The sequence below is a fragment of the Vibrio sp. 99-70-13A1 genome, assembly GCF_013114625.1.
In the GTDB taxonomy this organism is placed as follows: Bacteria; Pseudomonadota; Gammaproteobacteria; order Enterobacterales; family Vibrionaceae; genus Vibrio.
Map to the genome: position 1 here is coordinate 1 of NZ_VTXD01000006.1, position 24,424 is coordinate 24,424.

20 protein-coding genes and 1 tRNA gene are annotated in these 24,424 nt (G+C 41.5%); 9 read left to right on the forward strand and 12 right to left on the reverse strand.

The genetic code is table 11. From position 1 onward, the window contains the following. The first annotated feature begins 35 nt into the window (after positions 1-35). The gene (locus tag F0226_RS06280) at positions 36-1,661 is read left to right on the forward strand and encodes a methyl-accepting chemotaxis protein (RefSeq protein WP_171734854.1); all 1,626 of its coding nucleotides are present in this window, start codon (positions 36-38) and stop codon (positions 1,659-1,661) included. 193 nt (positions 1,662-1,854) lie between these two features. Here the strand turns inward: F0226_RS06280 and F0226_RS06285 are convergent, their stop codons facing one another. From F0226_RS06285 to folB, 3 genes are read right to left on the reverse strand one after another with little or no spacing between them, the layout of a single operon-like run. Further along, positions 1,855-2,661 carry an undecaprenyl-diphosphate phosphatase gene (locus F0226_RS06285; protein ID WP_137374458.1) on the reverse strand — a complete coding sequence of 269 codons (807 nt, stop codon included), beginning with the start codon at positions 2,659-2,661 and terminating at the stop codon, positions 1,855-1,857. Between the two features lie 14 nt (positions 2,662-2,675). Next, entirely contained in the window at positions 2,676-3,158 is a 483-nt protein-coding gene (gene folK, locus F0226_RS06290) for a 2-amino-4-hydroxy-6-hydroxymethyldihydropteridine diphosphokinase (protein ID WP_171734855.1), read from the reverse strand. Beyond that, entirely contained in the window at positions 3,155-3,514 is a 360-nt protein-coding gene (gene folB / locus F0226_RS06295; protein WP_171734856.1) for a dihydroneopterin aldolase, read from the reverse strand. The genes folK and folB overlap by 4 nt, the downstream gene beginning before the upstream one ends. Positions 3,515-3,674: 160 nt before the next feature. Between folB and plsY the strand changes: the two genes are divergently transcribed. Next, positions 3,675-4,271 carry a glycerol-3-phosphate 1-O-acyltransferase PlsY gene (gene plsY / locus F0226_RS06300; protein ID WP_171734857.1) on the forward strand — a complete coding sequence of 199 codons (597 nt, stop codon included), beginning with the start codon at positions 3,675-3,677 and terminating at the stop codon, positions 4,269-4,271. A 183-nt stretch (positions 4,272-4,454) separates the two neighbouring features. On the opposite strand, the gene F0226_RS06305 is transcribed toward plsY, so the two are convergent. Together F0226_RS06305 and tsaD are read right to left on the reverse strand one after the other, a co-directional pair. After that, positions 4,455-5,270 carry an alpha/beta fold hydrolase gene (locus tag F0226_RS06305; RefSeq protein WP_171734858.1) on the reverse strand — a complete coding sequence of 272 codons (816 nt, stop codon included), beginning with the start codon at positions 5,268-5,270 and terminating at the stop codon, positions 4,455-4,457. Positions 5,271-5,396: 126 nt separating this feature from the next. Next, on the reverse strand, positions 5,397-6,413 hold the full coding sequence (tsaD, locus tag F0226_RS06310; protein ID WP_137374453.1) for a tRNA (adenosine(37)-N6)-threonylcarbamoyltransferase complex transferase subunit TsaD: 1,017 nt from the start codon (positions 6,411-6,413) through the stop codon (positions 5,397-5,399). Positions 6,414-6,671: 258 nt separating this feature from the next. On the opposite strand from tsaD, the gene rpsU reads away from it, so the two are divergent. The 5 genes from rpsU to F0226_RS06335 all read left to right on the forward strand — a co-directional run bounded on the left by rpsU (position 6,672) and on the right by F0226_RS06335 (position 11,449). Continuing rightward, on the forward strand, positions 6,672-6,887 hold the full coding sequence (gene rpsU / locus F0226_RS06315) for a 30S ribosomal protein S21 (RefSeq protein WP_004396009.1): 216 nt from the start codon (positions 6,672-6,674) through the stop codon (positions 6,885-6,887). A 25-nt stretch (positions 6,888-6,912) separates the two neighbouring features. Next, positions 6,913-7,356, forward strand: a complete 444-nt coding sequence (locus tag F0226_RS06320; RefSeq protein WP_171734859.1) for a GatB/YqeY domain-containing protein — start codon at positions 6,913-6,915, stop codon at positions 7,354-7,356. Between the two features lie 132 nt (positions 7,357-7,488). Then, positions 7,489-9,240 carry a DNA primase gene (gene dnaG / locus F0226_RS06325; RefSeq protein WP_171734860.1) on the forward strand — a complete coding sequence of 584 codons (1,752 nt, stop codon included), beginning with the start codon at positions 7,489-7,491 and terminating at the stop codon, positions 9,238-9,240. A gap of 98 nt (positions 9,241-9,338) precedes the next feature. Next, entirely contained in the window at positions 9,339-11,189 is a 1,851-nt protein-coding gene (rpoD, locus tag F0226_RS06330; protein ID WP_171734861.1) for an RNA polymerase sigma factor RpoD, read from the forward strand. Positions 11,190-11,373: 184 nt separating this feature from the next. Continuing rightward, positions 11,374-11,449: transfer RNA gene (locus tag F0226_RS06335), tRNA-Ile, on the forward strand. A gap of 333 nt (positions 11,450-11,782) precedes the next feature. Here F0226_RS06335 and glmS read toward each other — a convergent pair. Together glmS and F0226_RS06345 are read right to left on the reverse strand one after the other, a co-directional pair. After that, positions 11,783-13,615, reverse strand: coding sequence for a glutamine--fructose-6-phosphate transaminase (isomerizing) (gene glmS / locus F0226_RS06340; RefSeq protein WP_171734862.1), 1,833 nt, complete (start codon positions 13,613-13,615; stop codon positions 11,783-11,785). 103 nt (positions 13,616-13,718) lie between these two features. Then, on the reverse strand, positions 13,719-14,489 hold the full coding sequence (locus F0226_RS06345; protein ID WP_171734863.1) for a DeoR family transcriptional regulator: 771 nt from the start codon (positions 14,487-14,489) through the stop codon (positions 13,719-13,721). Positions 14,490-14,919: 430 nt separating this feature from the next. Between F0226_RS06345 and pykF the strand changes: the two genes are divergently transcribed. Beyond that, positions 14,920-16,329, forward strand: coding sequence for a pyruvate kinase PykF (pykF, locus tag F0226_RS06350; protein ID WP_171734864.1), 1,410 nt, complete (start codon positions 14,920-14,922; stop codon positions 16,327-16,329). Positions 16,330-16,517: 188 nt separating this feature from the next. Beyond that, positions 16,518-17,177 (forward strand): FCD domain-containing protein, encoded by a 660-nt coding sequence (locus tag F0226_RS06355; protein ID WP_171734865.1) that lies wholly within the window; start codon positions 16,518-16,520, stop codon positions 17,175-17,177. Positions 17,178-17,220: 43 nt separating this feature from the next. Here F0226_RS06355 and F0226_RS06360 read toward each other — a convergent pair whose 3' ends face one another. From F0226_RS06360 to F0226_RS06380, 5 genes are all read right to left on the reverse strand, one after another. Beyond that, the gene (locus F0226_RS06360; protein WP_171734853.1) at positions 17,221-17,388 is read right to left on the reverse strand and encodes a hypothetical protein; all 168 of its coding nucleotides are present in this window, start codon (positions 17,386-17,388) and stop codon (positions 17,221-17,223) included. A 352-nt stretch (positions 17,389-17,740) separates the two neighbouring features. Then, positions 17,741-19,624: a diguanylate cyclase gene (locus F0226_RS06365; RefSeq protein WP_171734866.1), complete on the reverse strand. Its 1,884-nt coding sequence runs from the start codon at positions 19,622-19,624 to the stop codon at positions 17,741-17,743. Positions 19,625-19,749: 125 nt separating this feature from the next. After that, positions 19,750-20,244 carry an acetolactate synthase small subunit gene (ilvN, locus tag F0226_RS06370; RefSeq protein WP_171734867.1) on the reverse strand — a complete coding sequence of 165 codons (495 nt, stop codon included), beginning with the start codon at positions 20,242-20,244 and terminating at the stop codon, positions 19,750-19,752. Between the two features lies 1 nt (position 20,245). Continuing rightward, on the reverse strand, positions 20,246-21,979 hold the full coding sequence (locus tag F0226_RS06375) for an acetolactate synthase 3 large subunit (protein ID WP_171734869.1): 1,734 nt from the start codon (positions 21,977-21,979) through the stop codon (positions 20,246-20,248). 458 nt (positions 21,980-22,437) lie between these two features. After that, positions 22,438-24,246, reverse strand: coding sequence for a long-chain fatty acid--CoA ligase (locus tag F0226_RS06380; protein WP_171734870.1), 1,809 nt, complete (start codon positions 24,244-24,246; stop codon positions 22,438-22,440). Between the last annotated feature and the right edge of the window lie 178 nt (positions 24,247-24,424).

Sequence of the window (24,424 nt, forward strand, 5' to 3'; positions counted from 1 at the left end):
ATATTATCTTTTGATTTATCGCTGTGTGAGGAAGTATGAAATTAAAAACGCAAGCTTATCTATTATCCACCGTAATACTCGCGGCACTACTTGTCTTAACCGCTACAGGCCTTTGGACCTTAAGAGTTGCAAGTGACATGGACAATAAAGCCCGTGTAACAGAACTTTTTAAAAGTGCGTATAGCATCTTAACTGAAGTTGAGAAAATGGCTATTGATGGCACGCTAGAAGAAGACCAAGCAAAACAACTGGCGACTCGCCTACTTCGCAACAACATCTACAAAGATAATGAATATGTTTATGTTGCAGATGAAAACATGACATTTGTAGCAACACCACTAGATCCACAGTTACACGGCACAAGCTTTAATGATTTTAAAGATGGCGACGGAAACAGTGTTGGTCAGCTAATCGAAAGAGTACTAGGTAATAGAACGGGTCAAATAGTTGAATACACATGGACTCAAAAGCTACCAGACGGAACCATCGAAGAAAAATTATCAATAGCTGAAAAGACCCCACACTGGGGCTGGGTTGTTGGTACTGGTATTGGCTTTAATGAAGTGAATGCACGTTTTTGGTCTACCGCACAATGGCAGTTGTTTCTCTGCTTAGTGATTGCAGCCGTTATCCTAACCAGCTTAATTGTTTCAATTAAGCGCATGCTTGCTTTATTGGGTGGTGAACCTAAAGATGTACGCGAAGCAGTACAAGCGGTGGCTCAAGGTAAAATACAAACTTCTTTTGATACAGAGGCAGTACCTGGAAGTATCTACCAAGCGGTACAGCAAATGAGTTTGTCACTGGCAGATCTCGTTTCAAACCTAAACACTTCAATGCTTGCACTACGCTCTGAATTACACAGTGTTGAGTCACGTGCCGGTTCTATTGCACAACTGACAGATACTCAGCAGCAATCCACTGAAATGATCGCTACTGCAATGACTGAGATGGCATCTTCTGCCAATAATGTTGCAGACTCTGCTGGTGATACAGCAAGAAACACAGATGAAGCAGATAAGCAAAGCCAACATACTCAGCAGCTAATTCATAACACCGTGGATAATATTCAAGGATTGGCAAGCCAACTCAACACAGCAAGTGATGCAGTTGCTGATTTAGGCAATGATGTAAATAACATCGTGAAAGTGCTTGATGTGATTGGTGACATTGCCGAGCAAACTAACCTACTCGCGCTAAATGCAGCAATTGAAGCAGCCAGAGCGGGTGAGCAAGGCAGAGGCTTTGCTGTTGTAGCTGATGAAGTTCGAAACCTAGCGGGTAGGACTCAAGCAAGCACTAAAGAAATTCAATTGATGATCAATAACCTTCAAGAAGGCTCACGAAACGCAATTCAAACTATGGGTGTATGTGCTGAAACCAGTCAAAGCACAGTGACGGAATCTCAAAACGCTTCAGAAGCTCTCCAACAGATTGTTGTCGCTCTTGAGTCCATTTCTTCAATGAGTCATCAAATCGCGACAGCAGCAGCAGAACAGACGCAAGTAAGTGATGATATTTCGAAACGTATTAATATGATTGAAGAAAGTGGTAACCAATTAAGTGATGTGGTGACAGAAAGCCATAACAGTACTCAAACTCTAGCCTCACTTTCGAATGAGCTTGAAAACTGGGTTAATCGATTTGAAGTGAAGCATTAATGCTCTTGTGATTTAAAATTACATCAATACTGGATTATGCCGACTTAAGTGACCAAGGTCGGCTAACCTACTCCCAACAATCCACCATAAACTAAAAAAGACCTCACCATTTCTGGCGAGGTCTTTTTGTTTATATTCATTTTAGAGCAGGCTCTAATCCATTTGAGGAGAAGACTTTCTTACTAAAAACTAATTATTGAGTACTAATCAAAAAGGCGAATAAACCAATACCAAGTAGTAATCGGTAGATCACAAATGGTGTCATGCCCATACGCGAGATAAGCTTCAAGAAGAAATGGATACAAATATACGCACTAATAAATGAAACGACGATACCCGCCAGAAGCACACCAGCATCTATCACCTCACCACTAGTAACAAGCTTTAAGCCTAAATAGCCACCAGCAAGTGTAATGATTGGAATTGACATCAGGAACGAGAAACGAGCAGCCGCTTCACGAGTAAAGCCAAGGTAAAGAGCCGCAGTAATTGTCGCGCCTGAACGAGACGTACCCGGGATAATCGCCATAGCCTGAGCTAGACCAATAAACAAAGCTTTCTTCCAACCGGCTTGGTATTCATCATCACGTAGTGAAGCGTTCTTATCTACCCACCACAACAACAAACCAAAGACGATGGTCGTCGTTGCAATGACCCATGCACTACGTAAGTAGATCTCAATGATATCTTTCATCAGAAGACCGAAGATACAAGCAGGAATCGTAGCCAGAATAATAAGCCAGGCTAGCTTCGCTTCTTTACTTCTATCGCCTTTAAATATTGAGGCGAAAAACGCACTAAGTAGCGATACCACTTCTTTTCGGAAGTAAATAACAACTGCAGTTAGCGTACCCACATGAACGGCCACATCAAATGCTAAGCCTTGATCTTCCCAACCCAATACCGCAGAAGGCAAGATCAAATGTGCCGAACTCGAGATCGGCAAAAATTCGGTAAAGCCTTGTACCAAAGCCAAAATAAACGCTTCAAAATAACTCATTACTTACCTTTAAATTATAATTTTATGTCTACTACAGATAAGGAATCTAAATGTTCCATTTTCTGCCATATTTCACTGACGGTTCGTCCGTCTTGCGGGATCACTCTCGCAGGACAGAGATCATAAAGTGGTTGTGTTACAAAAGGATATTTAAAAATATCACTTCGAGGTAATTCTGGAGAATGTTTGGAAACCACATCACCAAAGAGCACAATATCAAGATCAAGGGTACGATCTTGTAGCTTATGCGCATTCTCCGACCGACCCCATTTAAACTCTATTTTACGCAGTTCGTGTGAAAATTCAGTCAATGATAGTGAAGTTTCAAGTTCTATAACGAAGTTATAAAACGCATGGCTGTCAAAACCAACTGGCTCGCAGTGGTAAATCACCGAACAGCGAAGGTTTCTTCCAAGGGAGTTTAATTCAGCCCACGCCGCTTTTGCATGCTTATCTCGATCTATGTTGGTTCCGACACCAACATAGGCAAGTGTCACGCCTGACCTCGTTCGATAACCACACCAACGGATTTAGCTTGAGGTACGGCTCCCGGTTTCGCTAAGCGAATTTTGATCCAAGGAACTGAAAATTGCTCCATGATTAATTCAGCAATTTCTTCCGCTACACGCTCAACCAACAGGAATCGTCCATTTTCAATATGATCCAATACCAAAGTACTGACTTTCGAGTAATCAAGGGCATCAACCACGTCATCGCTTTTGCCTGCTGGTCGGTTGTCATGCGCCATTTCAATATCAAGAACAAGCTTTTGCTTAATTTCTTGTTCCCAATCGTAGACACCAATTGTCGTAATTACTTCTAGCTGTTCAATGAAAACTTTATCCAGAGCCATGACTTGTCCTTTTAGAGGTCGGATACCCAAATGAGGGAAAAAAACGTATTATTTACAGGATTAGAGATATGATATCAATTACTCTTGGATAAAGCATTGACTCTTAAATAAAGCGTTACTTTCCAAGTGTTAAAACTTATTACCCTGTTTAAGGACAAACATGACCCCTTTAGCACTCATTATGATTATTGCAGCCTACTTACTGGGTTCAATCTCTAGTGCTGTCTTAATTTGCCGTGTCGTCCGTTTGCCAGACCCTAGAACGGTTGGATCAAATAACCCAGGCGCGACCAATGTGTTACGTATGGGTGGGAAATATGCGGCCGCATCAGTGCTTCTTTGTGACATGCTGAAAGGAACGATCCCAGTTTGGCTAGGGTACTTCCTGAATATTGATGCCGTTATTCTTGGTGTCATTGCCATCGCTTCCTGCTTAGGTCATATGTATCCCCTTTTCTTCCACTTTAAAGGTGGAAAAGGTGTCGCAACGGCCTTGGGTGCCATCGCTCCGATAGGTTTAGATCTAACAGGAATGATCATGGCGACATGGTTAATCATTGCTTTTATATTTCGATATTCTTCTCTCGCTGCAATTGTAACCGTATTACTTGCTCCGTTTTATGCGTGGTTAGTTAAACCACAGTACACCTTGCCAGTCGCTATGCTTTGCTGCTTGATTGTCTTGCGACATCATCAAAACATTCGCCGCTTAATTGATGGAAGCGAACCAAAAATTGGACAAAAAAAATCAGCTTAGTACATGATCATTAGCCTATTAACTTGTTAGAAAAGGTATTTCTACATGAGTTAAATATTGGAGCTAATGAAACAACAGATACTAAACTGATTTTTATTACGCTCAACCACACTAAAATAATCAAGATGATTGGTTGATGCTCTTAATGGTTAACAGTTAATGGCTAGTAGCTAGGTAACCATTCTAACCGTAAACTTTCGCTAAAAAGGTTTCGAGCATATCTGTTACAAATTCTGGTTGTTCTAAGTTGCTGATATGTCCTGCCTTTGGAATTTGCACAAGTTCACTTCCAGTGATGCAATCATGCATTAAGTAAGACTCTAAAACTGGTCTTGGCTTATCTTCTTGTCCAACAGCCACTAAAACAGGTAAAGCAAACTGCTCAACCGTATCAATTAGATCTCGTCGCCCAAAGACCATACGCCCAATTCGTGCAACTTGCTCTGCATGCTCACCCTGTATTTTAGATAGAGTTTGTGCAAAATCATCAACCAGACCAGGGTTACCTGTTTGTGCATCATTAGCAAAAAATAATGGAACAACAGCATCAACAATAGGTTGAGGAACCGATTTAAGTTGTTCAATACCAGCTAACATTTCAAAATATTTAGCATGGGCAACTTCTGGCTCTAGGCCTACAAATGTATCCATCAGCACTAAAGATTTGACGCGAGAAGGCGCTAACGCCGTTAACTCGGTTCCCCACATGCCACCAACAGATAGACCTATAATAGAAAAATCTTGGATCTCTAAATGATCTAATAAAGACAGAATATGCTGGGCATAGTCTTTTAAGTTACGCATAGCTGTAGGGGCTGATTCAGAAGAGCCATGAGACCATAAGTCAGGCACGATACAGCGATAGGATTGACTAAGAGCTTCAATCTGAGGTAGCCACATTTTGCTATCCCAAAGGTAACTATGACCTAAAACTAAAACAGGTCCTTCACCTTGGTCGACATAGGTCATTGTCTGATTGTCTATCGTAAACTTTTCCATTTCTCTTCCTACTTTCTTTACCTAACAAAACGGTCGCTATAAGAGCGACCGTTTAGAAATACATGGACATTAGTGCATCAGTAAATAATGCATCAGCAAATAAAACACCAGTAAAAATTCAAACTGTTATGCCACTGGCTCTAGCTGGTCAATAGGCCAACGAGGTGTAGCGTGGACAGATAAATCTGCCACTTCGCCATTTTTAAGGCGTTGCATTCCTGCATAAGCGATCATCGCACCATTATCGGTACAAAACTCAGTGCGCGGGTAATACACCTCACCACCAATTTTGTTGGCAAGCGCTTCAAGCTCTACACGTAACTGCTTATTTGCACTTACGCCGCCTGCAATCACTATACGTTTCATGCCTGTCTGTGCCAATGCGCGCTTACACTTGATTACCAAGGTGCCACACACAGCTTCTTGGAACGCATAAGCAATGTCAGCACGAGTTTGCTCATCGTCATCATTTGCTCGAATAGTATTTGCAGCGAATGTTTTAAGACCAGAAAAGCTCATGTCTAAACCAGGGCGATCTGTCATTGGACGTGGGAATTTAAAACGACCAGGAGTGCCTTTTTCAGCCAATCGAGACAGCAATGGTCCACCTGGGTAATCTAGCCCCATCAACTTAGCTGTTTTATCAAAGGCTTCACCAGCGGCATCATCAATAGACTCACCTAAAATTTTATACTCACCAATCCCCTTCACTTCTACCATCATGGTGTGACCACCAGAAACCAGCAGAGCAACAAATGGGAATGGTGGTGGGTTATCTTCTAACATCGGAGCAAGCAAGTGACCTTCCATGTGGTGAACAGGCACTGCAGGCACACCCCAAGCGTAAGCAATACTGCGCCCAATCGTTGCACCAACAAGCAATGCACCGACTAAACCAGGTCCAGCAGTGTAAGCCACACCATCAATATCTTTTGACGTCAGATTAGCTTCAGCCAATGCCGCTTTAATCAGTGGGATGGTCTTTTTTACGTGATCACGCGATGCAAGCTCTGGAACCACACCACCATAGTCAGCGTGCAGCTTAACTTGACTGTATAATTGATGAGAAAGCAGCCCCTGCTCATCATCATAAATTGCGATTCCTGTTTCATCACAAGAGGTTTCAATACCAATAATGCGCATAATTTTCTCGGCACGCTTTCGTCTAAAATGGGAAATTAGCGCAATATTACCCTGCCTAAGCTCTTCAAACAAATATTGTACAGACTATAATCGACAAAGTGCTTTACAAAGCCACTGTGATCGGATTAAAATTCCGCACCATTTTTGATCAAGCTGGTTAATGGCCAAACGCGAATAGAGAGTTAGCTCGATGGGTAACTTCTCTGATTTGGTACTGAGTAACCAGCGATAATGAATAACCCCTGAGGTGAAAGGCATATGCCAATAGTTAAAGTACGTGAAAACGAACCGTTCGACGTTGCACTACGTCGTTTCAAGCGCTCTTGTGAAAAAGCAGGTATCCTTTCTGAAGTGCGTCGTCGTGAGCATTACGAAAAGCCAACTACAGTTCGCAAACGCGCTAAAGCAGCAGCTCAAAAGCGTCACGCTAAGAAGCTAGCTCGCGAAAACGCACGTCGCGTTCGTCTGTACTAATAACTTAATCCATAAGGACTGAGTTATGGCTCTTATTGAACAACTCAAAGAAGAGCAAAAATTAGCGATGAAAGCCAAGGACAAACCGCGCCTTGGCACTATCCGCTTAGCTCTTTCAGCAATTAAGCAACGTGAAGTTGACGAACGGATCACTCTGAACGACGACGACATCATTGCTATATTAGTTAAAATGGTTAAGCAACGTCGCGATTCTGTTGCTCAATATGAATCAGCAAATCGTCAAGATCTTGCTGACGTGGAAAAAGCAGAAATTACTGTACTTGAAGGCTTTATGCCTCAACCGTTAACAGAAGAAGAAGTTATTGCACTACTTGATAGCGCAATCGCGGAAGCTCAACCTACGGGCATGCAAGACATGGGTAAAGTAATGGCTATCTTGAAACCACAAATTCAAGGGCGTGCAGATATGGGTAAAGTTAGTGGTTTAGTTCGTTCTAAACTCGCTTAATCCCAAATCAAATTGCAACAAGCCGTGCAATCCTTTGGAAAGCACGGCTTGTTTGTATCTATAGCCTATTCAATTATCACTAATACCTAACTATTATCTACTCCTCTAGTTAGTGCTTTTTTCTAAGGTTTTATGGCAGGACACATCCCGCGTAGTTTCATCGATGATCTCCTAGCGCGTCTCGACATTGTCGATATTGTGGACGCACGCGTGAAACTTAAGAAAAAAGGCAAAAACTATGGTGCTTGTTGTCCATTCCACAACGAGAAGACCCCTTCTTTCAGCGTAAGCCAAGAAAAACAGTTTTATCACTGCTTTGGTTGTGGCGTGCATGGCAATGCTATCGACTTCATTATGGAGTTCGAACGTCTCGACTTTGTTGAAGCTATAGAAGAACTAGCGTCATATCTCGGATTAGAAGTCCCTCGCGAACAGCGTAGCGGCGCTATCACAACAGCACCCCGAGCTAATTCAGAACAAAAGCGTAACCTCTATGATTTAATGGAGGGGATTAGCCAATTTTATCGTTCTCAACTAAAATTATCGGCTAACAAACCAGCAATTGAGTATCTCAAGAACCGAGGTTTATCAGGCGAGATTGTCCAGAAGTTTGGTATAGGCTATGTCGCTGATGAATGGGACTTAGTTCGAAAGAACTTTGGTCAGCAGAAAGATGCTCAAGACATGCTCGTCACTGGCGGCATGTTAATTGAAAACGATAAAGGCAACCGATACGACCGCTTTCGTGGTCGGGTTATGTTTCCAATTCGAGACCGACGTGGCCGCGCTATTGGCTTTGGTGGGCGAGTATTGGGTGATGGTACACCTAAATACCTTAACTCACCTGAAACTCCGATCTTTCATAAAGGTAAAGAGCTATACGGGCTTTATGAAGTCCTACAAGCATATCGTGAACCGCCTCAAATATTAGTCGTTGAAGGCTATATGGATGTAGTCGCTCTGGCTCAATATGGTGTAGATTACTCGGTCGCATCATTAGGTACATCAACTACTGGCGACCATGTTCAAATGCTATTTCGCCAAACAAATACCGTAGTGAGTTGCTACGATGGTGACCGAGCAGGTAAAGAAGCCGCATGGCGCGCATTAGAAAATTCATTGGAATACCTGAAGACAGGTAATACTTTGAAATTTTTGTTCTTACCTGATGGCGAAGACCCAGATAGTTATATCAGAGAAAATGGGAAAGAAGCGTTTGAGCATTTAGTTCAGAATGCAACTCCTCTTTCTACCTACTTATTTGATAACTTGATTGAACTGCATCAGCTTAATCTAGGGACAAATGAAGGGAAGTCTGCACTGCGCGCTCATGCCAGTGCCATGATAAATAAAATTCCAGACAGTTATTTCCAAGAATTATTAGAGAAATTACTGGATGAAAGAACTGGTTTTGATAACCAATTAAGAAGAACAAGAAACCACAACCAAGGTAATAAACCTCAACCTCATAAAGAGTTGAAGCGAACACCAATGCGAGAGGTTATTGCTTTGCTTATTCAAAATCCGAGCTATGCTGATATGGTACCGGATTTATCAAGTGTGAAAGAGCTTGCTCTCCCAGGGTTAAGTTTATTAACAGAAGTACTTGATAAGTGCCGTTCGAATCCCCATATCAACACGGGTCAATTATTAGAACATTGGCGCGATAGTAAAAATGAGACACTTCTGTCTCGTCTTGCGAGTTGGGAGATCCCCCTCGATGAAGACAATCAAGAAGATATATTTTTAGACTCATTGGACAATATACTTGCCCAGTGCGTGGAAAAACAAATTGAAAATCTACAAGCTAAAGCAAGAAGCATCGGTTTATCAGCCGAAGAAAAAAGGGAGCTGCTAGCACTTATGCTAGATTTAAAAGCGTAACCCTACTTGGCTAGTCAGAAATCAATCAATTTGTTAGAATTTACGGTTTGCATCAAAAATGCAACGTCCTTCACCAGACCTGAAGTTGGATATCATCTATGGATCAAAATCCGCAGTCACAGCTAAAATTACTTGTTATTAAAGGCAAGGAACAAGGCTATCTGACCTACGCCGAAGTAAACGACCACCTACCTGCAGAAATTGTTGATTCTGAGCAGGTAGAAGACATTATTCAGATGATCAACGACATGGGTATTAAGGTAGTTGAAACTGCTCCTGATGCTGATGATCTTGCTCTAAATGATGACGATACCAATATAGATGAAGATGCAGCTGAAGCTGCTGCTGCCGCTCTATCAAGCGTAGAAAGCGAAATTGGTCGTACAACAGATCCCGTCCGCATGTACATGCGTGAAATGGGTACTGTTGAGCTACTAACTCGTGAAGGCGAAATCGATATCGCTAAGCGTATCGAAGATGGTATTAACCAAGTTCAACTTTCAGTTGCTGAATACCCTGGCACTATTCCATATATCTTGGAACAGTTCGACAAGGTTCAAGCTGAAGAGCTACGCTTAACGGATCTAATCAATGGCTTCGTTGACCCTGATGATGACGGCACAGCCGCGCCAACAGCGACTCACATCGGTTCTGAACTTGCTGAAACTGATCTAAAAGATGAAGACGGCGAAAATAAAGAAGGCGAAGACGACGAAGACGAGGAAGAAGAAGACACAGGCATCGACCCTGAGCTTGCTCTTGAGAAGTTTACTGCTTTACGCACTAGCTACCAAAATCGTCAACTTGCAATCAATGAATATGGTCTTGACAGTCCGAAGGCAGTACTTGCAACAACAATGATGCAAGATGTTTTCAAAGAGTTCCGTCTAACGCCGAAGCAATTTGATTACCTGGTAAAACAACTTCGAACTTCAATGGATCGTGTACGTACTCAAGAACGCCTAATCATGCGTCAAACTGTTGAGTACGGCAAAATGCCGAAGAAATCTTTCATTGCACTATTTACTGGTAACGAATCTAGTGAAGCATGGTTAGATGAAGTATTAGCTTCTGACAAACCATACGCAGAAAAAATCAGACGCAATGAGCATGACATCCGTCGCTCTATTCAAAAACTAGACATTATTGAACGTGAAACATCTTTAACAGTTCAAAGCATTAAAGATATCAGCCGTCGTATGTCTATCGGTGAAGCGAAAGCTCGCCGTGCGAAAAAAGAGATGGTTGAAGCAAACTTACGTCTAGTAATCTCGATTGCTAAGAAGTACACAAACCGTGGTCTACAATTCCTGGATCTAATCCAAGAAGGTAACATCGGTCTGATGAAAGCCGTAGATAAGTTTGAATACCGTCGTGGTTACAAGTTCTCTACTTACGCTACTTGGTGGATCCGTCAAGCTATCACTCGTTCAATTGCCGACCAAGCTCGTACTATCCGTATTCCGGTTCATATGATCGAAACGATCAACAAACTAAACCGTATCTCTCGTCAAATGCTACAAGAGATGGGTCGTGAGCCTCTTCCGGAAGAGCTTGCAGAACGCATGCAAATGCCTGAAGACAAGATTCGTAAAGTACTGAAAATCGCTAAAGAGCCAATCTCAATGGAAACACCTATCGGTGACGACGAAGATTCGCACCTAGGTGACTTCATTGAAGATACAACTCTAGAGCTTCCACTAGACTCTGCGACAGCAACAAGTCTACGTGGCGCGACTAAAGATGTACTAGCAGGTCTAACACCTCGTGAAGCAAAAGTACTGCGTATGCGTTTTGGTATCGATATGAACACAGACCACACTCTAGAAGAGGTTGGTAAACAGTTCGACGTTACTCGTGAACGTATCCGTCAGATTGAAGCAAAAGCACTTCGTAAGCTTCGTCACCCAAGCCGTTCAGAAACTCTGCGCAGCTTCTTAGACGAGTAATTACAGATTAAAGTGTGATTAACTTTTAATCAGAAAATATAAAAGGTGAGCACTAGCTCACCTTTTTTGTATCCCACTGATTTAAGTGGTTAATATATAATCGCAATCCGTACAATTTGTCTCTATAACCGCTATATCGAAGCTAGACACAGTAAAAAGCATCCCCTATAATCTATCCCCTATCGGCCCCTTAGCTCAGTGGTTAGAGCGCACGACTCATAATCGTTCGGTCCCCAGTTCAAATCTGGGAGGGGCCACCAAATTAAAAAAGCCAGAACAGTTTACGCTGCTCTGGCTTTTTGCTTTCTAGGCACTTTATATCTTCCAGCCGACATTTACGTACTGGTCGCTGCATAACTAGACTATAAATAAAAAACGAGAGCACTAGGCTCTCGTTTATTCCAGTCAGCAACAAAGCAAAGATGGTATCGACTTTATTAGTAGTTGATTACCCGCATCTATAAAGTTAGCAGCTTTAGGCTTTATTCAAATTGAATCTTCCATAAGCTGCGACCAATAAATTATTTAACACCACAAATAAATGTAATATTACATTGCCAAATCAATAGCCAACCTCTCATTACTACTGAATATTATTCGACTGTAACGGCCTTCGCTAAGTTACGAGGCTGATCGACATCAGTACCTTTAATCAAAGCAACATGGTAAGACAATAATTGCATTGGTACTGTGTAGTAGATTGGCGCTGTAATTTCGCTTACATGTGGCATTTTGATGATTTTCATATTTTCATCACCTTCAAAGCCTGCATCTGCATCTGCAAATACATACAGTAAACCACCACGAGCACGAACTTCTTCTACGTTCGATTTCAGCTTCTCTAAAAGATCATTGCTAGGAGCAACGACGACTACAGGCATATCAGCATCAATAAGTGCTAATGGGCCGTGCTTCAGCTCGCCAGCAGCGTATGCTTCAGCATGAATGTATGAGATCTCTTTAAGTTTTAGAGATGCTTCCATTGCAATTGGGTAGAACTCGCCACGACCTAAGAATAGTGTGTGATGCTTGTCTGCAAAGTCAGGTGCTAATGCTTCAATCTCTTTGTCTAGAGTAAGCGCTTGTTCAATATGAGCAGGAAGTTCATGCAGTGCTTTTACGATCTCAGCTTCTTTCTCTTCATTGATACGACCTTGTAGACGGCCAATTGAAGTTACCATCATTAGCATCGCAGCTAATTGAGTCGTAAATGCTTTCGTTGATGCCACACCAATTTCAGTTCCAGCACGAGTCATGAAAGCAAAATCAGATTCGCGAACAAGAGAAGAGCCCGCAACATTACAGATTGTCATTGCTGACATGTAGCCTTTCTCTTTTGCAAGACGAAGTGCAGCCAATGTATCAGCAGTTTCACCAGACTGTGAAAGAGTAACAAGCAAGCTATTTGGACGTACAACGAAATCACGGTAGCGGAACTCAGATGCGATTTCCACATCACAACTCACACCTGCTAGTGACTCAAACCAGTAGCGCGCAGCCATACCAGAGTTGTAAGAAGTACCACAAGCAATAATCTGAACATGTTCAACTTTACTTAAGATCTCTTCAGCTCTAACGCCAATAGCACTTGTGATAACAGAGGTATCTGAAATACGACCTTCCATTGTGTTAATCAAAGCTGTTGGTTGCTCAAAAATTTCTTTTTGCATGAAGTGACGGTACTCACCTTTGTCACCAGCGTCATGCTCTGCATTAGATTCAGTAATTTCACGCTCAACCTGCTCACCACTTTCATCAAAAACAGTGACTTCACGACGAGTAATTTCAGCTACATCACCTTCTTCAAGGTACATGAAACGACGAGTCACGCTTAATAGTGCAAGTTGATCTGATGCAAGGAAGTTTTCACCCACACCAAAACCAATAACAATTGGGCTACCAGAGCGAGCTACAACAATGCGGCTTGGATCTTTACGATCAACCGCAACTGTGCCGTATGCACCTTCTAGCTGTTTAGCTGTCTTTTGAAGTGCTTCAATAAGAGAAGCTGAAGTACGCAATTCCCACTCAACTAGGTGAGCAATCACTTCAGTATCAGTTTGAGAAGTAAACTCGTAACCACGACCTTGTAATAAAGTACGCAGCTCTTCATGGTTTTCAATGATGCCATTATGAACGACAGCTACATCACCAGACGTGTGTGGGTGAGCATTCGCTTCAGATGGCTCACCATGAGTAGCCCAACGAGTGTGAGCGATACCAGTACCACCAACAACATCTTGAGAATTTACTGCATCAGCAAGTTCTTGAACTTTACCTAAACGGCGAACTCGAGTCAGGTTACTTTCAGAATCAACAACTGCTACGCCTGCCGAATCATACCCGCGGTATTCTAAACGGCGTAAGCCTTCTACTAAAATTTCAGCGACATCACGTTGTGCTACAGCACCTACTATTCCACACATGGTTATACTCCATTAATTTTGGTTATTCCTACAGCAGCAAGCAAAAGCCAATCTATAAAGATTAAATGTAGGACGTTAAATTGATATTTTTATTAAATTTGATTTAAACCGGCTTGGTTAAGATCACTCGAACTTGATGCGACTCAATGGTCGCTTTAGCTTCTTGGGCTAATTCTGCGTCTGTAATCAATACATCTATGTGTTGCCAAGCCAATTCTAGATTAGGTATTTTTCTTCCAACTTTCTCGGACTCCACCATGACGATAACTTCACGAGAAACTTCAGCCATAACTTTACTAAGACCAACTAATTCATTGAACGTGGTTGTTCCTCGTTCCAAATCAATACCGTCAGCACCGATAAAAAGTTGATCAAAATCGTAAGCCCGTAACACAGACTCAGCGACTTGGCCCTGAAATGATTCAGAATGGGTATCCCATGTTCCACCTGTCATTAATAAAGTGGGTTCACTTTCCAATTCATTTAAAGCGCTAGCGACATGTAATGAGTTAGTCATGACAACTAAGCCACGCTTACCATTTAATTGCTGAATTAGTGCTCCTGTCGTACTACCACTATCAATAACAATACGATTATGGTCACGAATCAGCTCAGCAGCGGCACTTGCAAGAGAAATCTTTCGATTCGAAACCTTGTGACTCATTTCATCACTTGCGACTTCCTTTGGTAATGCAATCGCTCCGCCATAACGGCGTAAAAGCTGACCATTTTTCTCAAGAGACGCGAGATCCTTTCTAATTGTGACTTCAGAGGTTTCAAACTTAGCGGATAATTCATCAACACTAACCTCGCCTTTTTCATTTACGAGGCTAGAAATCGTATGTCTTCTAAGCTGAGTGTTTCGTTTCGACATTTAAAAAAGACCAAATTGTTTCGATTTGAAACTTATTATAGTTACATCGAAACTATTTAGTCTATTTATTTCGATCTAAAAAATTAATCTTTTGACATAAAACCTTGTCCTAAGACAATTGTTAAGCAGTGATATTGAGTTGATTCGGTGGTAGAATCCGCACCCGAAAAGAAAAAAAATTACAGAACTGACCGTTATTTTTCTGCAACTTTCACCTGTTATGTTGGTGTAAGTCACAGAAACCCGATGCTGAATCAAAACAGTTTGGTCATAAAATGACTAAACTTGATGAAAGACTTACAACTCTGAAGGGTAATTGCGACACTCATAATCTTATCAACAGGCACAAAATGTTGGAGTTATTTAGTGAGCACCTTTAGACAATAGATAAATTTCAAATTGTAACAATACTTACCGGAGAGTACCTTCCATGAAAAAGACCAAAATCGTATGTACGATTGGCCCTAAAACTGAATCTGTAGAGAAGCTAACTGAACTAGTTGATGCTGGCATGAACGTTATGCGTCTAAACTTCTCTCACGGTGATTTCGCAGAGCACGGCACACGTATCGCGAACTTCCGTAAAGTAATGGAAAACAAAGGTGAGCAACTTGCTATCCTTCTAGATACTAAAGGTCCAGAAATTCGTACTATCAAATTAGAAGATGGTAACGACGTAGATCTAGTAGCTGGTCAAGAGTTCACTTTCACAACTGACTCAACAGTTGTTGGTAACAAAGACGTAGTAGCAGTAACTTACCTAGGTTTTGCAAAAGACCTTACAGCAGGTAACACAATTCTTGTTGATGACGGCCTAATCGAAATGGAAGTTATCGCAACAACAGAAACTGAAGTTAAGTGTAAAGTTCTTAACAACGGTGCTCTAGGCGAAAACAAAGGTGTTAACCTTCCTGGCGTTTCTGTTCAACTTCCTGCTCTTTCTGAGAAAGACAAAGCTGACCTTAAGTTTGGTTGTGAGCAAGGCGTAGATTTCGTTGCAGCTTCTTTCATCCGTAAAGAAGACGATGTTAAAGAAATCCGTGAGCTTCTAAACGCTAACGGCGGCGAAAACATCCACATCATTTCTAAGATTGAAAACCAAGAAGGTGTTGATAACTTCGATTCAATCCTTGAAGCTTCTGACGGCATCATGGTTGCTCGTGGTGACCTAGGTGTTGAAATCCCAGCTGAAGAAGTAATCTTCGCTCAGAAAATGATGATCGAGAAGTGTAACCGTGCACGTAAGATGGTTATCACTGCAACTCAAATGCTTGACTCTATGATCAGCAACCCACGTCCAACTCGCGCAGAAGCGGGTGACGTTGCGAACGCAATCATGGATGGTACTGATGCAGTAATGCTTTCTGGCGAAACTGCTAAAGGTAAGTACCCAGTTGAAGCTGTTACTATCATGGCTCAAATTGCTAACCGTACTGATGGCGCTCTTAAAGCAGAACTTGGTTCTCGCCTAGACAGCCCTCGCCTACGTATCACTGAAGCAGTATGTAAAGGTGCTGTAGACACAGCAGAGAAGCTAGCTGCTCCTCTAATCGTTGTTGCTACTGAAGGCGGTAAGTCTGCACGTTCAGTACGTAAGTACTTCCCAACTGCAAACATTCTGGCTCTTACTACAAACCAGAAGACAGCTGCTCAGCTAGTTCTAACTAAAGGTGTTACACCAGTAGTTGTTGAATCTATCGCAAGCACTGATGCTTTCTACATTGATGGTAAAGAAATTGCTCTACAATCTGGTCTTGGTAAAAAAGGCGATATCGTAGTAATGGTTTCTGGTGCTCTAGTTGCTTCTTGCACTAACACTGCATCTGTACAAGTTCTATAAAAAGTAAATAACTTTACATAGAATATAAAAAGAGGGCTTATGCCCTCTTTTTTTATGAATCAAATCTTGCCTAATTTTTCAGTACGCTGTATTATCACACCAGAATCACGTACTGTTATTTTCCTATTCTACTCATGACAAATCAGAAAATTGACAGACAAAAATCCAAGAAAGATTGAGAGTGTGTAATGTCTAGTCCAACTCTAACTGACAAAGTAGCAAAGATGATTCGCCAAGATATTTTGAACGGCGATCTACGTCCCGGTCAAAAGCTTGTTGTTGCAGAATTAAAAGAAAAATATTGCGTTGGTGCTTCACCAATACGTGAAGCTTTAGTTCAATTGTCTTGGAGCAAGTACGTTAAGCTAGAGCCACAAAAAGGTTGCTGGGTTGCTCCTGTATCAAAGGAAGAATTGAACGACTTGTACGAAAGCCTACGTGTTGTATCTTCCGTTTTATTGAAAAAAGCTATTGCTGCTGGCGATGAAAGCTGGGAATTGGAAGTACTAACGTCTTACCACAAGCTTTCACGTATTCAGAACGTTGTTGAAGAATTCGATAGTGCGGAATGGGAAGAGCGTCATCAACAGTTCCATGTTGCGCTTCTTGAGGGTGCTGACTCTAAGAACATGTTTGAGTTCTTTAGCGACTTAATTAATCAGGTTAAGCGATACCGCTTCCTAGCATTAACTGAAAACTCAGTCTCCGATGACTTGTTTAACATCGATGAGCATGAAATGATCATGAAACTAGTACTAGCAAAAAACTCAGAACAAGCTGCGGAGTTACTGGATAGCCACCTTCATGGCTCAATGAAGCGTATTGAGCAAGTGATTGAAGCTGCTTAACAAATAAATTGATATAAAAACGGAGCTATTCAGCTCCGTTTTTTTACCACCCAAAAAACTCTTTGTGGTGAGTATTGAGCAGTAATACCATCAATAAAAAGTACAATGCACTTAACTTAAAGCCAAGTATCGCCAGTGTACCTATTGTGATTCTCACTAAGCAATCGACATACATACCAAGCCTCTCAAAACCAGATAGTATGATCCCCAAATCTATTCACCTTAAACAATCCCAATAAGCAATAAGCAATAAGCAATAATTCAAATTATCTAATGTTACTCATGGCTTATTAGAATTGATTAATCATGTACTGATTAACGCTATTCCGTACAAGTAAAACTATCCATCAACGACAACAACAGAATAAAAGCTCAGGATCTTTCCCATAATTCAGTTTAGTGAAGCATTAGACTTTAGTCTAATGCTCATAAATTAATGACGGGAGGAATTACAGAGTGAAGCTGTTATCAGAGGTCATTACGGAAAGCTTGAGGGCAAACAATCAACAATCATAGGGAGGTTTAAATAGAACTGGAGGAAATGATAACTGTGTAGCGTAAAACTAAGCGATATCGTCTTGGCTGCCACACAAAGAAACTTGGTTTCGACCTGAAGATTTGGATTCATACAAAGCAATATCCGCACACTTATACGAACGAGTACTGTTATTCGTTAAATCAGTAAAGCCAATACTGATTGTCACTTTCGTTCCATCGGTTTGCTCAACTTGTTCTCTCAAACGATTAAGTACCAACTGTGCCTCAGCTAACGATGTATGAGGCATGAGCAAAGCAAACTCCTCACCTCCAACTCGAGCAACAAAGTCAGTAGTGCGCAGGCTTGTCACTAACAATTGTGCGACGGCTTGAATCACTCTATCGCCTTCATCGTGCCCTAGCTCATCATTAATACGCTTAAAGTGGTCGATATCAACAAGAGCTAAGCAAGTGGTTGCTTCATTTGGGTAGCGTTCACATAAACGAGCGTGGTATTCAAGTTGCTCTTCGAACTTTCTCCTGTTCCACAACTGGCTAAGAGAATCACGTTCACTTAGGACTCGTAGCCTATCTTCTAGCTCTTTACGGTCTGATATATCGACTAACGAGGTGATAAAATAGCTTGCCTTATTTGACGCATTTTTGATGACATGTACACGCATAATCGCAGTAAAAGGAAAGCGTAATTTTGTTTTACACGTCACCTCACCTTCCCAAACGTCATCTTCAGCTAAATGCGTCCAAATACGTTTGACGGCTCCGATATCGTCGGTATTTTCGAATAAAATCTTCAGAGCATTCTTACCTTCAAGAGAGGCACTACCGTACCCAGTCATACTCTCAAATTCATTATTCACCATGAGCGTTCGATGGGATTTATCTGAAATCATCACAGCAGACATACCATTCAATGCTGCTCTCGCCAGCTTACTTTCAATATTTCTGCGGCGATAGTGAACAACGAGAAAAGCCACAGGTATAGCAAAAATCAACATTGCAAAAAGTACAATAACTTGCTCTTTAGCTAAGTCATCCAAATCTCTTTCTGCTTTTTGCAAAAGTTGTGTTTCATTTAGTTGAACTACTAAAAATAGCTTTTGCTTTGCCGCTAAACTCACCTTATTGAAAGCAAACAAATTATTATCTTCAAAGACATAACCGGTTTGTTCTTCTGAAATATGTTCCCATAATTTAGGCGCAATATTTTTAAGGTTGAATGCTTTTCGCTCTGGGATAGAGTCACCAAATAGCTTACTACTATTGTGGCTGGCAATGTAATAGCCCGATTCATTAACCACTTCGGCTCTTACATCATGATCTGGAGAGAAATTTAGTCTTGAAGCTAGATTCCAAACATCGATATTAATCACAAGGTAACCCACGACCTGACCTTTAGCGGATACGGGGGTAATAATTCTTAAAACGGGTTTATAAGGATAAACAAGTTCACCATGGTCGGTTTCAAGCTCAATCCCCCAAGCGCTAATTTCTTCATCGCGTAAGGTTTTCGCATAACTGAAGTAGCTTTTTTGAGACTTATCTTGCAGACGCTCAGACACCGTTACAATTCCATCAGAGAAGGAATAATTCATTCGTACCTGTTCAATACCGTTCAAATCCAGCAAGTGAATTTGGGTATACCACTTTTGGTTACTTAAAACCGATTCCCATACTTCCTCTAATACTTTCTTATTTTGAATAGACGGAGAAGTAGAAAACTCGATCAAACGCTGGCTATGGCTAAGCAATTCCATGACTGAAATAAGTTGATCTCGCCAAACGCTATATTCACGCTCGGTATACACTAATTGATGTAGGGCTTGTTTTGCGGTGTTGTTGAAGCTTTGATGTTTAACATTCTGATAGCGTTGTAAGTAATACAAGCCAGCAGCAGAGCAAAAAGTGATGCTGATGATAAGAAGTGTAAACACTAATTTTTTGTTTCTCATCTTTTCTCACTGCTCTATGAATTGGGGAAAGGAGTATACCACCGTAAAGTTTGAACAAAATAAAAGCCGCTAGAAAAAAGCGGCTTTATTATCAATTTTATAAATAGTTAATACTAATTAGGTATTTAACCTTTCAGTGATCTTTCGCCTCGAGCAATACCCACTACACCACTTCTAGCAACTTCTATTACATCGGTCACTTCAGAAAGCGCTTGAATGAATGCATCCAACTTTTCACTCGTACCAGCCATTTGCACCGTATATTGAGAAGCAGTGACATCTACGATCTGCCCTCGGAAAATGTCAGCGGTACGCTTAACTTCAGCACGAGCAAAACCACTGGCTTTGACTTTTACCATCATAAGCTCACGTTCGATATGCTCAAATTCCGAGACTTCTTGTACTTTGAGTACATCAATTAACTTGTGCAGTTGCTTTTGAATCTGCTCTAGCTGCATCTCATTTGAATTCGTCGTTACGTTCAAACGTGACAATGTTGGATCATCCGTTGGCGATACGTTCAAAGATTCAATGTTATAGCCACGCTGAGAAAACAAGCCAACCACGCGAGAAAGTGCACCAGGTTGGTTTTCCATTAGTAGTGAAATAATGTGTCTCATATTATGTTCTCTCCGTCTTGCTTAACCACATATTGTCCATACCCTCGCCTTTGATTTGCATTGGGTAAACGTGCTCGGTGTCATCCACGCTAATATCGACAAACACTAAACGATCTTTCATTGATAGTGCTTTTTCTAAACCTGCCTCTAACTCATCAGGAGAAGAAATACGCATACCGACATGACCATACGCTTCTGCGATTGCAGCAAAATCTGGAACTGAGTCCATATATGAATTTGAGTGGCGACCTTGATAAACAATGTCTTGCCACTGCTTCACCATTCCTAAGAATCGATTGTTTAGGTTGATGATCTTAACTGGAATATTGTATTGAAGAGCCGTTGAAAGCTCTTGGATATTCATTTGAATACTGCCATCACCCGTTACAACCACTACTTCTTCTTCTGGTTTAGCGAACTTAACGCCCATACCAGCAGGCAGACCAAAGCCCATAGTGCCAAGACCACCCGAGTTGATCCAACGGCGTGGTTTATTAAATGGATAGTACAGAGCAGCAAACATTTGATGCTGACCTACGTCAGAAGCAACATATGCATCGCCATTGGTTACTTTATGGAGTGTCTCAATAACTTGTTGTGGCTTAATACGTTCTGATGATTTCTCGTATGCAAGGCAATCACGATCTTGCCACTGCTTAATTTCACTCCACCAGCTTTCGATTGCTTGTTCGTCGTTCGTTCCACCTTGCTCAATCAACAAGTTGACCATGCTCTCTAGCACTTTCTCTGCTGAACCTACAATTGGTAGATCGACTTTTACATTTTTAGAGATCGATGAAGGATCGATATCAATATGCATGATTTTCGCATCAGGGCAGTACTTTTCTAGATTATTGGTCGTACGGTCATCAAAACGAACCCCAATACCAAAAATTAAGTCTGCGTTGTGCATTGCCATATTGGCTTCATACAAGCCATGCATCCCCAACATACCCAGAGAGTTCTTATGAGTACCCGGAAATGCTCCAAGCCCCATAAGGGTGCTCACAACAGGTAAGTTCAACGTTTCTGCTAGTTTAAGCAATTGCTTATCAGCTTCAGAGATAACAGCTCCACCACCCACATAAAGCACTGGCTTTTTCGCTTCTAAAAGCGCTTTTAGTGCTTTTTTAATCTGACCTTTATGACCAGTCAGTGTTGGGTTATACGAACGCATTTTGATGGTTTCTGGGTATTCATATGGAAGTTTAATCTGCGGATTTAGAATATCTTTAGGCAGATCAATAACCACAGGGCCAGGGCGTCCGGTAGTGGATATATAAAAAGCTTTTTTAACGACTTCAGGAATGTCTTCTGCTTTCTTAACTAGGAAGCTGTGTTTAACAATCGGGCGGGATACACCTACGATGTCACACTCTTGGAAAGCATCATTACCAATCAAGTTATTTGGTACGTTACCAGAAATAACAATCATTGGAATTGAGTCCATATAAGCGGTCGCAATACCAGTTACGGTATTCGTCGCGCCAGGACCAGAACATACCAATACGACACCAGGCTTACCCGTTGAACGGGTGTAACCATCCGCCATATGGGTTGCAGCTTGCTCGTGTCGTACTAATACGTGTTTAATTTCGGCCGTTTTGGCGTGCAGGGCATCATAGATATCAAGCACAGAGCCACCTGGGTAACCAAAGATTTGTTCTACACCCTCTTCAATAAGAGACTGCACAACCATCTCTGCGCCAGATAACATTTCAGGTTTTGTTGTCATATTGCTCTCCTTACCAGTTTCCATTATTGCCTGTTGAGCAGATTGGGCTGGTTTTGCATAGTCTAGGTCTTATTCGTAGCCTAATTCGAAATACTTCCACTTTTTCGGCTATGGCTGCTCTTTGTGGTAACAAAAGTCAGCGGTACGAAACAACTGTAACTTTTTATTATCATGTGGTCTAACCCTGATTAATCTTTTATCTCACCAATCGGCTACCAAAACCCACAAACCCGCAATATAAGGCTAACCTTAACCACCTAACTGACATTAAAATCCAGAACCATCTAGTAAAAAAGAATAAAATATCCAACACAGTGACCTGTTTTTATTTTTTACCCCTATTTTATCTGTGCGCTTTCGCACATTTACTTAACGTCCAGATACAAAAAATCCCCCGATAAACGCACTCACGTTCACTGGAGGATTTTTATACATCTCAAAAATTAACTTAAGAGAAATTACTTCTCTTTCGACTTTTCAGTGTACATTTCTTCGATTTCGTCCTGATACTTGTCATGAATGACCTTACGACGCAATTTCTGGGTTGGCGTTAATTCACCATCATCCATAGAGAACGCTTTAGGTAACAGCTTGAATCTTTTGACTTGTTCAAACTTAGCTAACTCATTTTGTAAGCCATTCACACGCTTTTCTAGCATCTCAACAATTTGGTGATGCTTGATAAGCTCAACGCGGTCGTGATACTTAATATTCAGTTCTTTGGCATACTCTTCTAGCGAGTCATAACAAGGCACAATCAATGCTGAAACAAACTTGCGAGTGTCAGCAATCACCGCGATCTGTTCAATAAAGTGATCTTTACCAATCGCACCTTCAATAACTTGAGGTGCAATGTATTTACCACCAGACGTCTTCATCAATTCTTTAATACGGTCTGTAATGAATAGATTACCATTTTCATCAAATTGCCCGGCATCGCCCGTTTTTAAGAAGCCTTGTTCATCAAATGTTTTTTCTGTTTCTTCTGGCATTTTGTAATAGCCACGCATCACCATTGGACCGCGAACTAAAATCTCGTTTTTGTCACCAATTTTCACTTCAGCGCCAGGCATTGCCATGCCGATAGAGTCAGGGTTAAAGCAGCGATCATCCCAGCATGAAACCGTTGCCGTGGTTTCTGTCATACCGTAACCAAGCTTTACATTGATTCCAATTGCATGGAAAAAACGTCCGATCGTCTCATCAAGCTTTGCACCACCACATGGCATAAAGTTGATGTTGCCACCAAGTAATGCACGCAGTTTAGACAGAACAAGTTTATCCGCTAGTGCATGACTCTTACTAAGCATGAACGACGGTGTACGACCTTCTTGGTGACAAACTGACAGCTTTGCCCCCATGTTTACCGCCCAAGTGAACATCACTTTACGGATGAAAGGCGCTTTAGATACTTTTTCGTGAATAGCTGAGAAGATTTTCTCGTAGAAGCGAGGAACTGCGCTCATCACAGTAGGCTTAACATCGCTCAATGCATCACGTACTTGCATGGTGTCTTGCAGGTAGCAATTTGTTGCACCTTTATATAAGACATAAAACGTCCATGCGCGTTCGAATACGTGAGAAAGCGGAAGGAAACATAGAGAGACATCATCTTGGCTTAAGCTCAGGCGCTCATCATGACCTGCGAGCTGAGAACCAATATTCGTGTAGTCCAGCATGACGCCTTTTGGTTGACCTGTGGTACCTGATGTATAAATCAGCGTCAGTAAATCATCCATTTGTGCATCGGCTAAACGAGAATCTAATTCAGCTTGCTGTGCTTCAACACCGCGTGCCATGAATTCAGCCCAAGACAGAGCAAAATCATGCCCTTGAGTGTCGATTCCTTCTGACATAACAACGACAGTTTCAAGCTGCTCACATTCTTCAAAAATATCCACGGCGGCATCAAATTGAGCTTGCTCGCCAACGAACAGAACCTTTACGTCTGCATTTTGAATGATGTAAGACGACTGAGCAGCCGTATTAGTTGGATAGATCGGTACGGTAACAAGACGAGCTTGTAATGATGCAAAGTCAGCGATTGTCCACTGAGGCATGTTATTTGAAAAGATACCGATCTTATCTTGGATTCTCAGTCCTTGAGCCAGTAACGCTAATGATAGCGTATCGATTTGTTCACCAAACTGCTGCCAGCTAATGCCTTCCCACACGTTGTTTACTTTATGTTTTAAAGCAGTGCGGCTGCCACCTTGGGCAATTTGGTCACGAAGTCTTTTTACGATATGAAAATCTAAATTGGCCATGTCTTTACCTTTGGCTTACACCTGTAAGCTATTTTGAGCGCACAAGTGTACCTTTGATCATAGAAAAGGCAACTGATGAAGCTCAAAGTTATAAGTAATAGTATGCTCAACTTTAACTCAATGATGCATTTATCACTTAACAAACAAAAAAGCCCCAAGCTAAACATTAACTTGAGGC

Coding starts and splice junctions, on each gene's coding strand:
- F0226_RS06280 (WP_171734854.1), top strand. CDS start 36: ATGAAATTAAAAACGCAAGCTTATCTATTATCCACCGTAATACTCGCG.
- F0226_RS06285 (WP_137374458.1), bottom strand. CDS start 2,661: ATGAGTTATTTTGAAGCGTTTATTTTGGCTTTGGTACAAGGCTTTACC.
- folB (WP_171734856.1), bottom strand. CDS start 3,514: ATGGCTCTGGATAAAGTTTTCATTGAACAGCTAGAAGTAATTACGACA.
- plsY (WP_171734857.1), top strand. CDS start 3,675: ATGACCCCTTTAGCACTCATTATGATTATTGCAGCCTACTTACTGGGT.
- F0226_RS06305 (WP_171734858.1), bottom strand. CDS start 5,270: ATGGAAAAGTTTACGATAGACAATCAGACAATGACCTATGTCGACCAA.
- tsaD (WP_137374453.1), bottom strand. CDS start 6,413: ATGCGCATTATTGGTATTGAAACCTCTTGTGATGAAACAGGAATCGCA.
- rpsU (WP_004396009.1), top strand. CDS start 6,672: ATGCCAATAGTTAAAGTACGTGAAAACGAACCGTTCGACGTTGCACTA.
- F0226_RS06320 (WP_171734859.1), top strand. CDS start 6,913: ATGGCTCTTATTGAACAACTCAAAGAAGAGCAAAAATTAGCGATGAAA.
- dnaG (WP_171734860.1), top strand. CDS start 7,489: ATGGCAGGACACATCCCGCGTAGTTTCATCGATGATCTCCTAGCGCGT.
- rpoD (WP_171734861.1), top strand. CDS start 9,339: ATGGATCAAAATCCGCAGTCACAGCTAAAATTACTTGTTATTAAAGGC.
- glmS (WP_171734862.1), bottom strand. CDS start 13,615: ATGTGTGGAATAGTAGGTGCTGTAGCACAACGTGATGTCGCTGAAATT.
- F0226_RS06345 (WP_171734863.1), bottom strand. CDS start 14,489: ATGTCGAAACGAAACACTCAGCTTAGAAGACATACGATTTCTAGCCTC.
- pykF (WP_171734864.1), top strand. CDS start 14,920: ATGAAAAAGACCAAAATCGTATGTACGATTGGCCCTAAAACTGAATCT.
- F0226_RS06355 (WP_171734865.1), top strand. CDS start 16,518: ATGTCTAGTCCAACTCTAACTGACAAAGTAGCAAAGATGATTCGCCAA.
- F0226_RS06365 (WP_171734866.1), bottom strand. CDS start 19,624: ATGAGAAACAAAAAATTAGTGTTTACACTTCTTATCATCAGCATCACT.
- ilvN (WP_171734867.1), bottom strand. CDS start 20,244: ATGAGACACATTATTTCACTACTAATGGAAAACCAACCTGGTGCACTT.
- F0226_RS06375 (WP_171734869.1), bottom strand. CDS start 21,979: ATGACAACAAAACCTGAAATGTTATCTGGCGCAGAGATGGTTGTGCAG.
- F0226_RS06380 (WP_171734870.1), bottom strand. CDS start 24,246: ATGGCCAATTTAGATTTTCATATCGTAAAAAGACTTCGTGACCAAATT.